Genomic DNA, 14,381 nt, shown 5'->3' on the forward strand with positions numbered 1-14,381 from the left:
GTTGTTAGTGATACACCAATATTATCCACCAAAGTGGAGAATTGATGCGCCATCAATAATTAATAGTTTTGCTCACTAAAACAAGTATCTTGAGTTACTTAGGTATTATTTAGAATTATATTTTTATTGATAGTAATCTATTTATTTGCGCAACGATACGGGTTTACTCAAACATTTGACTGAAATCAGCATCACAAACATTTTTTACCGCTGGGTGTTGGATCATTCGTTCCGCAAAAATCACGTAGTACTCTTCTTTTAACCCATCGACATGACCAATTAGCTGTAGATTTCGGTCGTCCTCAATCTCCGACATGTATACGGTCGGCGCTAAGAAAATCACATCATCGTGGTACCGTGCGAAAGCCTTCATCAACGCGACATCATCAAATTCTCCCAACACATTAGGCTGAAGACCTTGACGATCAAACCACTGAATAACCTTACGCCCCATTGCTGTTCGGCTTGCAGGAATCAAAAGCTTTTTCTGTTCCAGAATCTCAGGAAAACGCACATTTTCAATTTCAGAAGAGGCGAAAAAGCTCATACTGCTCTCACCTAGCTTTTTGCTATAAAGGCCAGGGCTTTGAGTTGAGTCAACGGGACAATCCGAGAGGATCATATCCAGCTTGTGCTGAGACAGTCGTTCAAGTAGCAATTCGTGGGTTGACTCATAACAGCGTAAATGAATACTGTTATCTTCCGGGACAGTCGTCATTAGTACTTTACTGACCAAGCGCTTAGATAACGCATCGGCTACGCCAACTTCAAACAGAATGTTCGAGTGCTGACTGTAATTGACGATATCTAACATCTCATAACTCAAACCAAACATTCGGTCGGCGTACTTAAAAACAAGTTGCCCTAACTCAGTTGGCTCAACTGTACGACCATTTCGTTTGGTTAACTTTCCTTTCATGCGTTCTTCAAGCGCTTTAATCTGCCCTGTCACGGTTTGCGGTGTTAGGAAAAGCGCATCGGCCGCTTTAGTTACAGAGCCCTGTTTGCACACCATCCAGAAATAATATAGATGGTTGTAGTTTAGATGTGACATGATCAAGTCCCGAAAAGAAAGTGATGCTTTTTATACCAAATGTGACAGAGACAAACAATAAACTCGACAAAACCATACAATACATTACAAAAACATAAGTTTTACCGAATATATAAAATTAACACTGTCATAAAAGTTGAACTGAGGCGCATTTTCTTTCTAAAGAAAACGCAAAAACCACACAAAACAAAAGTCAAATTTATTCATTAAATTCAAAGGGTTAAAAACCATCAATTTTCCCTGCTCACACCAGTATCAAAAAGAACAATAAAAATTACTCACAGCAAGAAATCTGTAATATTACTGAAATATTTGTTCTCTAACATCGCCCGCAGTTTCAACTACAGACCGAAAAATGAACTGAAAGGTCAACGGAGAAAATTATGATGAACCAAGCTACTTCAACAGTGGCGCCAATTTCGAGCACTGCTCGTTGGTTACGCTGGGCTAACTTGGCATTCATGTTGTATCTGCTTCTTCTAGCAGTATCTATGGTTGGTAGTGGCTTCAAATGGGCAACTGGCGATCAAGCTAAGGTGCTATTTGAGTTTGCCGCTCACCCTGTTGCAGGTCTAATGATCGGCTTGGTGGCAACAGCCTTAATTCAGTCCTCAAGCACTGTAACGTCTATTATTGTAGGTTTAGTTGCAGGTGGCTTACCAGTAGAAACCGCGATTCCAATGGTGATGGGTGCCAATATTGGTACCACAGTGACTAATACGCTTGTTTCTCTTGGTCACGTACGTTGTAAAGAAGAGTTCAAACGTGCATTTGCAAGCGCAACTATTCACGACTTCTTCAACTTACTTGCTGTTGCTATTTTCCTTCCGTTGGAAATGATGTTCGGCATTTTAGAGAAAGTTTCTCATTGGCTTGTTTCTCCACTACTTGCTACTGGCGATATGAGCATTAAAGGCTTCAACTTCATTAAGCCAATAACAAAACCAGTTGTGGGTGCAATTAAAGAGCCACTTTCAACATTCGGTGATACTGTTGGTGGCATCATGCTTATCGTTTTGGGTATTGCGACAATCTTCGTTGCAATTACGGTAATGGGTAAGCTAATGAAGAGCCTAATGGTTGGCCGTGCACGTGAAATTTTGAAAAACGCGATTGGTCGTGGCCCTATTCACGGTATTGTATCGGGTTCAATCGTGACTGTGTTGGTACAATCTTCATCAACAACAACTAGCTTGATGGTTCCACTTGTGGGTACAGGCGTTCTTAAAGTTCGTGATATTTACCCATTCACGCTAGGTGCAAACATTGGTACTTGTATTACGGCGCTACTAGCAGCAACAGCCGTATCGGGTGAGTTTGCGGTATTCGCGCTTCAAATCGCTCTGGTACACCTAGTATTTAATATCATGGCAACACTGTTTATCTTTGGTATTCCGTTCCTACGTGAAATTCCAGTGAAAGGCGCTGAGATGATTTCTGAAATGGCTATCAAGAACAAAGCTGTTGTCGGTGGCTACCTAATGTCTGTATTCGTTATTTTACCAGGCGCGATCTTAGCCCTAACGACATAACAATAACTTACATACCATCGCTTATTGTTTAGGCTCCACATTGTGGGGCCTTTTTTGCGTTAATGACGCTGTTCAAATTCGTTGTCTGGTGATAATTTGCATACTTATGCTGGGCTACCTCATTTGGAGTCGACAACATGACGCAGCTTAATGGCACTATTTCTGATCAGCTACTCGCAATAGACGAAAACCTAACTCAACTGGTTGCTGATATTGATATCCTCAGTAGCGTGAATCCTCTCAATTATGCTCAGGAAAGAGAGCGCTTTATTAAGAACAAATACTCTCAAGAGCCTAACTTCCAATACTCAACTACCAATCTAGATACTCACAGCGCAAAGCGACGTCTGTATGAACTGCCTTTAGAAAATATTCAAGACACCCAATTACAAAAGCTGTACGCGGATGTGATTCAGTCTTACGCAGATAAATTGGATCAAGTGAATACTATCGGTACACAAGAGTTTCTTTATAACTCCTTGCGCTATTACGGAGAGCCGAGCGCCAAAGATATTGCCAACGCCCATTTCATTTTACACCTTCCCACGGAAGAAGAGAGCAAACCGCAGCATGATAGCCGCGCGATAGCACACTTCATGCAAAACTTTGCTCAACGTAATGGATATGAATGTGAAATACAGGTGTTGGATGGGATGTTAGCAAACGCACTCGTTTCGGGATCTCGAGTCAAAATTAACCACGCAGCATACATCACGACCGATGAGTTAGAAGCTCTCGCACATCATGAAATGGGTGTACACCTTCTTACTACGCTTAACGGTCGTCAACAACCACTAAAGGTCCTGAGCTTAGGGTGCCCAGCTAATACAAACACCCAAGAAGGGCTGGCTATATTGTGTGAATATCTGTCAGGACATTTCAGTATCAAACGCCTAAGAACCTTAGCCTTACGAGTCCTGGCGGTAGAGTCGATGATCAAGGATCGCGATTTCCGCCATACGTTCATGCTATTAAAAGAACAGTATAAAACGTCTGACCTTCAAGCATTTACAACGACTGCTCGTGTGTATCGAGGAGGCGGTTTAACGAAGGATTACTTGTATCTAAGGGGGTTCCGAGAGGTGCTCAATGCCTACGATAAACTGGGCGATGACTTTTCATTGTTGCTATGTGGAAAAACAGAACTGAAGTATTTTGAGCTTATCCGCTCATTAGTGAGCAAGCAAATATTCACCCAACCCAAGTTTATTAGCCCGGCACTGTCTGCACCGATGCAGACCAACCCTATTCACCGCTATATTGTCAGTGCACTCAAGTAATACCTTCAAAGTACAAAAAGCAAAAAAGCTCCATTTGGAGCTTTTTTCATATCTTGAAGAACAATACTGGTTACACTGAGAATGGGTAACGAATAGGGTCGTGATGCTCATACCCTTCAACCCAAAAGTCATCCAGTGTGACCCATGTTTCCAGATCTTCTAGAGATTTAATCTCTGGATTGATGTGGAACGTCGGCGCTTTTAATGGTTCACGTTTCAACTGAACATCACGCATCAGTTCAAGCTGATCTTCATAAATGTGCGCATTCACAATCTTATGAAATGCCTGACCAGGTTTCTTGCCCGTGATTTGCGCCATGATCGCCAAGAATACGTAAACTTGAACCATATTGAAGTTTAAGCCAAGCGGTACATCACACGAACGCTGAGTACTGTTCAGGTAAAGCGTATCATCCAGCAATGAAAAATGGTGGCTATACATGCAAGGACGCAAGCACCCCATGTGGAATTCACCCGGGTTGTAGAAGTTCAAGATTTCACCGCGATCATCAACACTACGCGTTAAGTCATCCACTATCTTGCGTAATTGGTCAACATGCCCGCCATCAGGCTTCGCCCATGCGCGCCCTTGGACACCGTAGACACGGCCCATGTCGTCTTCGCCCTTACGATATGGATTATTTAACCAAGCATCATTTAGGTTGGCATTGGCATCCCAGGTTTTCGTGCCCAGCTTACGAAAATCTTCCGCATTATCGTAACCACGAATATACCCTAGTAGCTCTGCAACGGCCGCTTTCCAAAAACTTTTACGTGTGGTGACCAACGGAAATTGATTGTTCGCAACATCGTAGGTTAAATCCGCGTTGATTACGGTCAGGCAGCGCTTGCCTGTACGCTCATTTTCAACCCAAACACCTTGGTCAACGATGCGTTGACACAAATCTAAATACTGTTTCACACCAATACCTTACTTCGTCTTTTGTGGTAATTCGTCTTTGTAATGACCACGTTTGTATGCCCAAACCATCATGAGGACACCGATAACCACCATTGGCAGGGATAAAATCTGTCCCATGGAAATAAAGCCACCGAATAACCCCAAATGAGCGTCTGGTTCGCGCACGTATTCTACTAGGAAACGGAAGGTTCCGTAACCCGCAAGAAAGAGTCCTGAAACAGAACCTAGAGGACGAGGTTTCTTGATGAACCAATTCAAGATGAAGAAAAGTACGATACCTTCAAGCGCCATTTCATAAAGCTGCGATGGATGACGTGGCAGTGGACCACCATTTGGGAAAACGATCGCCCAAGGCACATCCGTTACTCGGCCCCACAATTCGCTGTTCATGAAGTTACCTAAACGCCCCATACCCAAACCAAATGGCACAAGCGGCGCGATAAAGTCGGCAACGCCGAAGAACGTTCGCCCGTTTTTGTGTGCATACCAGAACATCGCGGTAATCACACCCAGTAAGCCCCCGTGGAAAGACATACCACCGGTCCACACTTTAAACAGATACAAAGGGTCAGCCAAGAAGAGCTCAAAATTGTAGAAAAGCACGTAGCCTACACGGCCACCAATCACCACGCCAAGGAAGCCTGCGAACAACAAATCAGAAACCTGCTCTCGTGTCCAACCACTTCCCGGCTTATCCGCACGTCGGTTCGCTAACCATAGAGCAAACATAAAGCCTACAAGGTACATCAAACCGTACCAACGAACCGAAACAGGACCAATAGAGATTAAAACCGGATCAATATTGGGAAATTCAATATATCCCTGAGACATAAATCATTCTCTTCTTATCACAACAAAATAAATATACCCAAGTAACCTCTAGATGCTTGGTTCAGCGAGAATGACTTGGGTACAAACTTAAAGCAGCATGGTCGCTGCAACAAACATTAAGAACACTGCGAATATCTTTTTTAATACCGCAGTTGGAAGGTTAGTTGCCAGCTTCGCACCCACTTTTGTTGTGAGCATCGAGGCCATAGCAATCGCTAATAAAGCGGGAAGATAAACATAGCCAATACTGTATGAAGGTAAGCCTTCCACTTTATAGCCATGTAAGATGAAACCGATCATACCAGAAATAGCAATCACGCAACCACAAACGGAAGATGAACCTACCGCTTTACGCATTTCTATCCCGTGTTTATTTAAAAATGGGACCGATAGTGAACCACCACCAATACCAGCAAGGCTTGATACAACGCCAATCCCCGTGCCATACGCAACGGTCACCGGGCTGCTCGGCATAGGTTTACTGCTCGTAACTTTAATGGAACGGAACATTTGTACTGACAGGCAAAGAACAATGACACCAAATACTTTCGGCAAGTAGTGCGTAGGGATCCACTCAGCAATATTGGCACCGACAAAACCACCTATAACCACACCTGGCATCAACCATTTTACGACGAACATATCGACATTGCCGAGCTTAAGGTGATTCATCGCCGATGAGCCTGACGTGACAATAATACTCGCTAACGAAGTGGCTAGGGCCATGTGCATACTCATTTCTGGAGAGATTCCAGCAAGAGGAAGCAAATACAACAAGGCAGGAACAACTATCAAACCACCACCGATACCGAGTAACCCCGCCATCACACCCACAAAAGCGCCTAGCGCCAACAATAACAAAAATAAAGAGACGGTCACGATTTCCTACTTTTTACCTGCACGGATAAAGCCCGCAAAACCCTGTTGGATGAAGAAGTCATGCATCATTTGATGAATGTCCTCCCCGTAGGACTTTGTCATTGCTTGCTCCGCTAGTTTTTCTAATTCTTCTTGTTGGCTATGACGAATCAAATATTTCACCTTAGCCACGTTGGAGGTGTTCATACTCAAACTGGTATACCCTAACCCAAGTAAGAGAAGAGCGCCAAATGGGTCACCCGCTAGCTCACCACAAATACACACGGGCACCTGATATTTATCACACACCTCATGGATTTGCTTAAGCGCTAGTAGTACCGCAGGATGCATAGATTCATAGACATCCGCTACGCGCGAATTGTTCCTATCTACCGCTAATAAATACTGGGTTAAATCGTTTGTCCCGACAGAAACAAAATCAACACGGTGAGCAATCGTTGGCAATAAATACACCATTGATGGCACTTCGATCATGACCCCAACTTGTGGGAACTGAATTCTATCATCAAGCAACACGGCTTCGCTGTGAGCTTGGTTAATCAAGCTAATGGCATCGTCTAGCTCTTTTACCCCTGACACCATTGGCAATAAGATACTTAAGTTACCGCTTTCTGCACTCGCCCTTAACATTGCACGCAGCTGGATCAAGAAAATATCTGGGTGATCTAATGTAAAACGAATGCCACGCCAGCCTAGAAACGGATTATCTTCTTCGATGGGCAAATACGGCAAAGGTTTGTCACCACCAATATCCAAAGTGCGCATCACCACTCGTTGATTCGGATAACTGTTGAGTATCGCTTGGTATTGATGATACTGCTCATCTTCCGACGGAAAGTGATGCTGAAGTAAAAATGCAATCTCAGTTCGGTACAATCCAACACCATCAACACCTGTATTGATGGCAATATTACTGTCTGCACTGAGCCCCGCATTGAGCATAATTTCGATGTGGTGATTGTCTTGCGTAACCGCTGGGAGTGCTAGGTCCTTGTTTACCATTGCAAACAATTCTGACTCTTCACTCACTAAGCTGCGATACTCTCGCAATAATTGACGGTTTGGCTCTAGGAAGATCTCACCCGTATAGCCGTCGACTATCCCGAGTTTGCCATTCACCACATCCGGATTAATGTTGGCACCCATGACTGCAGGGACCCCAAGAGCTCGAGATAAAATGGCAGCGTGAGAGTTTGCGCCTCCCTCTAATGATACGACAGCTAACAAAAACTCTTTAGGTACAGACGCGAGCAAGGTGGCTGTGAGTTCACTCGCCACCAAAATAATGGGACGATCAATTGCAGAATTTTCTTGCTCACTGTTATGTAGAAAATAGAGCAGCCTTTGCCCTAACTCTCGGATGTCTTGCGCTCTCTCGCGCATGTAGACATCCGACATTCTGGCAAATCGATTCGAGTATGATTCTACCACTTGGCGTAACGCCCAATCTGCCCTGTCTCCTTTTTCAATCTGCTTCTTCAAATCACCACGAAGCATCGGGTCATTGAGTAAGTGCGTAAACAGATCGAAGATCGCCAGCGCATCTTTGTTGATTTCACTGTCCAGCTTTTTCCGCATACGGCGAAAATCATTTAACGCTCGCTCTATCGCCACCAGCAATGTCTCGTGCTCACGTTCCTTATCTAACGTGGACGATGGGAAAACATCCGATAAACTCGGTTGGGTATTGTCGAACCAAAACTCTCCAATCGCGACACCAGTAGATGCAGGCAAACCTTTTAATACCGTGGGTTTAGATGCCAACTGCCAATGCCCAAGATTCTGCGCATGCGCAATAAGCACTGCTAGCTGAGCGGATAACGTGACAAGAAACGACTCTTCCATTTCACTGAACAAGCGCGGTGTTTTTTGCTGGATCACCAACACACCTAAAACTTGTTTGCGATGAATGATTGGAGTGGCTAAAAAGGAGTGGTAAATCTGTTCACCGAGTTGAGGGAAGAATTTAAACTCGGGATGTTTTGAGGCTTCGGCAAGGTTGAGTGGCTCTGCGCTTCGTTTAACCAACCCAACCAAGCCTTCATTGAAGTTGATATGAATACTATCACCTTCAAAAATAAGGCCTTGAGTTGCCATTAACTCAAGGCGCTGCATTTCTTCATTAGCAAGATAGATAGTACAGCACTCAGTGCGAAGGGCAGCACAAGTCTCTTTCACCAATATATCGAGTGCCAGATGCACATCATCGACCCTGGAGACTTTCTCAACTATTTCCCTTAGCTGACTGAGCATGATTATCCTCTACGTTGCTTTTTTCTTTTCCCTTTCGCTTTTCTCTCTCGAAAAGGCATGGCTAAGGATGCAAACTCTTTCATCGCTCGTCGATAAACATCTCGCTTGAAAGAAACAACTTGCCTAACTGGATACCAATAACTCACCCAGCGCCAACCATCAAATTCAGGGGATTTTCCGCGTTGCATATTAATACGAGATTCATCGCATTCTAATCTCAGCAGAAACCATTTCTGTTTTTGGCCGATACAAACAGGCTTGGAGTCCCAACGCACCAATCGTTTTGGTAGCTTATATCTTAACCAATGACGACTTGTTGCAATGATCTTAACGTCTTTTTTCGTTAAACCGACTTCTTCGTATAACTCCCTGAACATGGCTTGTTCAGGAGTTTCACCTTCGTCAATTCCACCTTGTGGAAATTGCCATGAGTGTTGCCCGTATCGTTTAGCCCAGAAGACCTGACCATGGTTATTACATATCACAATACCAACATTAAGTCGGTAACCATCGCCATCTATCACTGGCTAACCTCTATGAATAAATTTTTTATTACCGTGATTTTTCCACATATCCCCATTACTAGCAAACTTACTGATGTGATATGAGCAAGATTTATTACCTTTTCACCATATTTGGATATCTTTTAATCAAACCATACCTTATCAACACAAGAGTGAGACATTGCCCACATTTATTCACCTTTTCTGTGAATAACTTTGTGAAGAATTCAATTCAAATGAGTAATTCTGTTCAACCCCATCACAATCAAAACAAATAAAGAAACAAAAAAACAAACACAACACATTGATAAAAAAGTCTTTATTTTAAAAAATAGCGATAAATCGATCTTCAGTTTCTTGATGATCTTTTCACCAAACTCAGATCGGTCAAAGATCCACCAACAGGCTATTTATCCACACTCACCTGCTATTCGTTTAGATGATTACAACAAAATCAACCCCAAAAATGCATTTTAACCCCTGTTTATTCATACAGACCCCGTCAGGATCTTATCAATACCTCCTTCACCTGTGGATAAGTTATGAATTGATCGTTCTTACACCGCCTCGGTGAAATCTTAAACAGTAGATTTGGCCGGAGTTTGATAAACTATATTTTTTGTAATACCACCTTGTGACTATGAAACCAGAACCACAAACAGAAGCAGAGCTGTTGGAACGCGCGCATGATATGGCAGGACTCAGTTTTGCTGAGTTGGCCGCCGAGGCGAATATGATTGTTCCTGAAAACTTAAAACGTGATAAAGGTTGGGTGGGTCAATTACTCGAATGGCATTTGGGCGCTCCGGCTGGCAGTAAACCTCAACAAGATTTCGCTAAGCTAGGGATCGAGCTGAAAAGTATTCCGATCAGTCACTCTGGCAAACCATTGGAAACAACCTTTGTTTCGGTGGCTCCTCTCACAGGTGTTCATGGTCTTACATGGGAAACAAGCCACGTACGCAACAAGCTGTCTCGTGTGCTTTGGGTACCAGTGGAAGGGGAACGAGAAATTCCACTTGCAGAAAGACGTGTTGGTAGCCCACTGATTTGGTCACCAGACGAAGACGAAGAGCGTATTTTACGAAACGACTGGGAAGAGCTAATGGAGATGATCGTCTTGGGGAAATTTGATCAAATTTCCGCCAGACACGGAGAAGCGCTGCATCTTCGCCCTAAAGCCGCGAATGCAAAAGCCCTCACCGAAGCATATAGCTCAAATGGCAAGCCGATAAAAACTCTGCCCCGAGGTTTTTACCTCAGAACACAGTTTACTGAGCAGATCTTACTCAAGCACTACATCAGCACGCCATCTGAGTAATGTTGTTTCCGCCATTTAGTGCGTCACGAGCGATAACTCGATATCACAGTACGAGGCTGCCTCTTCAGTGCCACATTCGTCATACGCATTGTGCAGCCTTAAGTACGCTTTATCTACCCCTAACCTCAGCAGCTCTTCTTTCACCAAATCTAGCGAACCGAAATGTATCGGATCTTCACCGTCTTTAATCGGCTCAAGTTGATGCTTGTACTCCACTGCTAGCAAATAGTCAGAGACATCAGAACACCCAATCACAAATACTTTGGGAGTTTTATAAGTATCTTTATGGGGACCGTGTAACCACATGTCCAATTGATGCTTCTGCATAACGTACCTCCTTTACACGATCATTTAAGTGTAGTTAGGCTATGTATAGCTTTCGAGTTTGGTCTTCCTTTATACGTAAATCATTTGCGATAGCGGTTAAAAATCCCCTATATTGGAATCACTTATTTAGTCGGTAACTCTTCAAGGACGTGATATGCAATACACAAAACTACCGCACTCATCACTTGAGATCAGTAAAATCTGCCTCGGAACCATGACGTTTGGCGAGCAAAATACAGAAAAGGACGCCTTTGAACAGCTCGACTTTGCCCTTGATCATGGGGTGAATTTCATTGATACCGCAGAGATGTACCCTGTACCTCCCAAAGCGGAAACGCAAGGACTCACCGAGCAATACATCGGTAATTGGTTAGCAAAGAGCGGCAAACGTGAAAAAGTTGTGCTGGCAACAAAAGTGGCTGGCCCTCGTGGTGTCCCTCACATCCGAGACAACATGAGCCTTAATCGTCGCCACATCCATACAGCAATTGATGACAGCCTTAACCGCCTGCAAACGGATTATGTCGATTTATACCAATTACATTGGCCTCAACGCCAAACTAACTGCTTTGGTCAACTCAACTACCCTTACCCAGACAAACAAGAAGAAGTCACATTAATTGAAACCTTGGAAGCGCTGACTGAGCTAGTGAATGCAGGCAAAGTACGCTACATCGGTGTATCAAACGAAACGCCATGGGGTGTGATGTCATTACTGCGTTTAGCTGAAAAGCATGATTTGCCACGCATTGTCTCGATTCAAAACCCATATAACTTATTGAACCGCAGCTTTGAAGTGGGCTTGTCTGAAATCAGCCACTATGAAGGTGTCCAGCTACTGGCCTACTCTCCACTGGCATTTGGCTGCCTGAGTGGTAAATACCTAAACGGGGCAAAGCCTGAAGGTGCTCGATGCACGAAGTGGGAGCGTTTTGCGCGCTACTTTACTCCTCAGGGGATAAAAGCGACCGAAGCTTACGTCAATTTAGCCCAAGAGCATGGTTTGGATCCTGCACAAATGGCACTCGCATTTGTCAATCAGCGCCCATTTGTAACATCTAATATTATCGGCGCGACCAACCTCGACCAATTAAAAGCCAACATCGACAGTATCGATCTAAAACTAAGCGATGAGCTCCTTACTGAGATTCAAGCAATTGGTACAACCTACTCGAACCCTTGCCCTTAACAGTAAAGCTCCCCTCAAACGAAAACAGCTGACCTTCAAGGTCAGCTGTTTATCAAATGAAGTATGACTTCATATCGCACGTTAAGCGTGTTGAATGACTCGATAGCAACTCAGTCAGTCCAACACGCTAACGATTACGTCATTATTCGCGACGTTAAAACTCGACGAAGGTGACGAACTCGACGTTCAACTTTTACTGCATCCGGAACATTGGCGCGTGTGGAACGACCATCGCTATCTAAACCAATATCCCTCAATAGATGAACATTCGTCCATGGAACATCATGAGCAGTGCGGCGTATGGTTCGCTGCCATTGCTTTTCTTCGCGTTTAAGGTCTGCTTTCAATAGCAAAGTTGCCAGTTGTAGGTAAATAGAGTGACGCATAATATTTTCTCCGATTATCGATGTATTCGACTGGGAAAAATAGTGCGTAAAATGAACAGAGGCGCTCTGTTGATACTAAGCCGCTACTTTTCCGCAGCCTAGTAATAAATAAGATAGGTTACGGATTAATTTTTATCTTGTGAGCCAGTGGTATTGGTATCATCCGACTTAAGAGTCATCGGAGCGATAGGCATACGATCAGCGCAAGCAGTGGTGTTAACAACGTAATGTTTCATCTTGCGCCTCCTAGCTAAAAATTAATCCGTTTATGAAAGGTATAACTCATTGAGTTACGGTTAAATTGTAAGCTTTGATGAATATATATCAAACATTTTTTGTCTTTTTGATTAAAAACAAATCAATACACCGCAATTCAGTTTCATATACTTTTCTATATAACATATTCACCTAGGGAATATATGAAATTACGGATTTTATAAATCAAACTGAATACAAAACAAAAAGAGCGGCTTTGTAGCCGCTCCTTCACTGATATTCATTCACCAATTTAACTTCAGAAAGAACAAATTTACATGGCTTGATCAGAAATCAAATTATGTTTGTTCAGTAGTCGATACATCGTCGCGCGTGAAACACCAAGCTCCTTCGCCGCATTCGAAACTTGACCAGAATGCGATTCCAAAACAACCAGTAACGCGTCACGCTCACTCTTCTCACGAATCGATTTCAAACTACGCTTTGAGTCATTACGCTGAGGCAAATCTAGGTGATGCTCTTCAATCATTACGCTGTCAGACATCAGAACCGCTCGTTTCACTTGGTTCATCAACTCACGTACGTTACCTGGCCAGAAATAACGTGTCAGTGCCTTGAGTGCATCCTCAGAAAAGCTTTTTGCTTGCGAGTTATACTCTTTAGAAAACTCTTGTAAGTAGTAGCGCGCTAACAAAGAAATATCGCTCGCGCGCTCTTTTAAGCTCGGGACATTAATGCGTAATACGTTAATGTAGTGATAAAGCTCTTCATTAAAATCTCCGTCAATCAAGGCTTTTTCTACATCTGACGAGTTAGCCGCAAGGATGCGCACATTGACCGCTTTTACACCATCTTTGGTATCAATGGTGCCTTCTTGCAAGAATCTCAGCAGATTCATTTGCTGCTCTTTTGAGATAGTAAGAATGTCATTAAACAGCACCGTACCGCCATCCGCTTGTTCGAGCATACATGCTTCCATATCTTCATCGGCGTTAATGCCAAACACTTCCGCTTGGAAACGTTGCTCATTGAGTGCGCGACAGTTAATTGCCATAAACGGTTTATGAGAACGTGAAGAGACTTTGTGGATAGCGCGAGCAACCGCTTCTTTACCTGTACCACTTTCCCCAGAAATCAGAATACTGACGTCCGTCGGACCGATTCGCTTTACTTGATCGCGTAAACGCTTCATCGGGATAGATTCACCGATCAGCCCCATGTCTAAGCTGCTACCAAAACTAGGCCAAACTTTTTTCTCCAACTTGAGCATACCAAGCTGGTGACCAATCGTGCTTAAAAGCTGGGCATCCGGGATTGGCGCAGTGAAAAAGTCGATACAAAAGTTAACAATGAACTGGCATATGGTGTCAGTGCCAAGCTGAGATTCACGAATAAACGCTAACCAACGCACGTGTTTGTGAGAACTGACTAAGTTCGCCAAACCGTTCAAACTGAATTCGTCATGGCTGAGATCGACAATACCGATACATGGACCAATATCCTCTAACAAAGTATTAGCTTTGCGTAAGTCACCCACTTGGTGACACTTCCAGCCCACTTGCTCAAGTACTGATAACCAAGGCTCATAAGTACCGCCAACTACCACAAGCGATCCCGGGATGGAATCCATCTTAAACTGCCCAGCCATTCTCTAACCCTTTTTCATTGTTAATAGAAATTTTGCGCCA

13 protein-coding genes are annotated in these 14,381 nt (G+C 43.6%); 4 read left to right on the plus strand and 9 right to left on the minus strand.

The features are described from left to right. Positions 1–163: 163 nt before the first annotated feature. Positions 164–1,054, minus strand: coding sequence for a transcriptional activator NhaR (gene nhaR, locus F7Y48_RS11945; protein WP_005381942.1), 891 nt, complete (start codon positions 1,052–1,054; stop codon positions 164–166). Between the two features lie 386 nt (positions 1,055–1,440). Here nhaR and F7Y48_RS11950 point away from each other — a divergent pair, with 386 nt between their 5' ends. Both F7Y48_RS11950 and F7Y48_RS11955 read left to right on the plus strand, forming a co-directional pair. Then, entirely contained in the window at positions 1,441–2,586 is a 1,146-nt protein-coding gene (locus F7Y48_RS11950) for a Na/Pi symporter (RefSeq protein ID WP_031780616.1), read from the plus strand. A gap of 137 nt (positions 2,587–2,723) precedes the next feature. Beyond that, the gene (locus F7Y48_RS11955) at positions 2,724–3,866 is read left to right on the plus strand and encodes a flavohemoglobin expression-modulating QEGLA motif protein (protein WP_109168802.1); all 1,143 of its coding nucleotides are present in this window, start codon (positions 2,724–2,726) and stop codon (positions 3,864–3,866) included. 70 nt (positions 3,867–3,936) lie between these two features. Here the strand turns inward: F7Y48_RS11955 and F7Y48_RS11960 are convergent, their stop codons facing one another. The 5 genes from F7Y48_RS11960 to rppH all read right to left on the minus strand — a co-directional run bounded on the left by F7Y48_RS11960 (position 3,937) and on the right by rppH (position 9,275). Then, positions 3,937–4,788 carry a thymidylate synthase gene (locus tag F7Y48_RS11960; RefSeq protein ID WP_104969081.1) on the minus strand — a complete coding sequence of 284 codons (852 nt, stop codon included), beginning with the start codon at positions 4,786–4,788 and terminating at the stop codon, positions 3,937–3,939. 9 nt (positions 4,789–4,797) lie between these two features. Further along, complete coding sequence (lgt, locus tag F7Y48_RS11965) at positions 4,798–5,619, minus strand: prolipoprotein diacylglyceryl transferase (RefSeq protein ID WP_005381948.1); 822 nt, start codon at positions 5,617–5,619, stop codon at positions 4,798–4,800. Positions 5,620–5,706: 87 nt separating this feature from the next. After that, positions 5,707–6,498 carry a sulfite exporter TauE/SafE family protein gene (locus tag F7Y48_RS11970; RefSeq protein ID WP_006743341.1) on the minus strand — a complete coding sequence of 264 codons (792 nt, stop codon included), beginning with the start codon at positions 6,496–6,498 and terminating at the stop codon, positions 5,707–5,709. Positions 6,499–6,504: 6 nt separating this feature from the next. Beyond that, positions 6,505–8,751 carry a phosphoenolpyruvate--protein phosphotransferase gene (ptsP, locus tag F7Y48_RS11975; protein ID WP_237309063.1) on the minus strand — a complete coding sequence of 749 codons (2,247 nt, stop codon included), beginning with the start codon at positions 8,749–8,751 and terminating at the stop codon, positions 6,505–6,507. A 2-nt stretch (positions 8,752–8,753) separates the two neighbouring features. Continuing rightward, positions 8,754–9,275: an RNA pyrophosphohydrolase gene (rppH, locus tag F7Y48_RS11980; protein ID WP_005381953.1), complete on the minus strand. Its 522-nt coding sequence runs from the start codon at positions 9,273–9,275 to the stop codon at positions 8,754–8,756. 619 nt (positions 9,276–9,894) lie between these two features. Here rppH and mutH point away from each other — a divergent pair. Continuing rightward, positions 9,895–10,575, plus strand: coding sequence for a DNA mismatch repair endonuclease MutH (gene mutH / locus F7Y48_RS11985; protein WP_237311982.1), 681 nt, complete (start codon positions 9,895–9,897; stop codon positions 10,573–10,575). Positions 10,576–10,590: 15 nt separating this feature from the next. On the opposite strand, the gene F7Y48_RS11990 is transcribed toward mutH, so the two are convergent. Further along, positions 10,591–10,902, minus strand: coding sequence for a DUF6482 family protein (locus F7Y48_RS11990; RefSeq protein WP_005397320.1), 312 nt, complete (start codon positions 10,900–10,902; stop codon positions 10,591–10,593). A 154-nt stretch (positions 10,903–11,056) separates the two neighbouring features. Between F7Y48_RS11990 and F7Y48_RS11995 the strand changes: the two genes are divergently transcribed. Continuing rightward, a complete protein-coding gene (locus F7Y48_RS11995) occupies positions 11,057–12,091 on the plus strand; it encodes an NADP(H)-dependent aldo-keto reductase (protein WP_316684353.1) in 1,035 nt (344 codons plus the stop codon). Between the two features lie 134 nt (positions 12,092–12,225). Here the strand turns inward: F7Y48_RS11995 and F7Y48_RS12000 are convergent, their stop codons facing one another. Then, a complete protein-coding gene (locus tag F7Y48_RS12000; protein ID WP_005397324.1) occupies positions 12,226–12,477 on the minus strand; it encodes a hypothetical protein in 252 nt (83 codons plus the stop codon). Between the two features lie 529 nt (positions 12,478–13,006). After that, positions 13,007–14,341 (minus strand): cyclic-di-GMP-binding transcriptional regulator VpsR, encoded by a 1,335-nt coding sequence (gene vpsR, locus F7Y48_RS12005; RefSeq protein WP_046873964.1) that lies wholly within the window; start codon positions 14,339–14,341, stop codon positions 13,007–13,009. Positions 14,342–14,381: the final 40 nt, after the last annotated feature.

It is taken from the genome of Vibrio sp. 2-1-2a (assembly GCF_032648565.1).
Lineage (GTDB): Bacteria > Pseudomonadota > Gammaproteobacteria > Enterobacterales > Vibrionaceae > Vibrio > Vibrio diabolicus.

Coding starts and splice junctions, on each gene's coding strand:
- F7Y48_RS12000 (WP_005397324.1), bottom strand. CDS start 12,477: ATGCGTCACTCTATTTACCTACAACTGGCAACTTTGCTATTGAAAGCA.
- F7Y48_RS11955 (WP_109168802.1), top strand. CDS start 2,724: ATGACGCAGCTTAATGGCACTATTTCTGATCAGCTACTCGCAATAGAC.
- F7Y48_RS11995 (WP_316684353.1), top strand. CDS start 11,057: ATGCAATACACAAAACTACCGCACTCATCACTTGAGATCAGTAAAATC.
- ptsP (WP_237309063.1), bottom strand. CDS start 8,751: ATGCTCAGTCAGCTAAGGGAAATAGTTGAGAAAGTCTCCAGGGTCGAT.
- vpsR (WP_046873964.1), bottom strand. CDS start 14,341: ATGGCTGGGCAGTTTAAGATGGATTCCATCCCGGGATCGCTTGTGGTA.
- F7Y48_RS11990 (WP_005397320.1), bottom strand. CDS start 10,902: ATGCAGAAGCATCAATTGGACATGTGGTTACACGGTCCCCATAAAGAT.
- F7Y48_RS11950 (WP_031780616.1), top strand. CDS start 1,441: ATGAACCAAGCTACTTCAACAGTGGCGCCAATTTCGAGCACTGCTCGT.
- lgt (WP_005381948.1), bottom strand. CDS start 5,619: ATGTCTCAGGGATATATTGAATTTCCCAATATTGATCCGGTTTTAATC.
- nhaR (WP_005381942.1), bottom strand. CDS start 1,054: ATGTCACATCTAAACTACAACCATCTATATTATTTCTGGATGGTGTGC.
- mutH (WP_237311982.1), top strand. CDS start 9,895: ATGAAACCAGAACCACAAACAGAAGCAGAGCTGTTGGAACGCGCGCAT.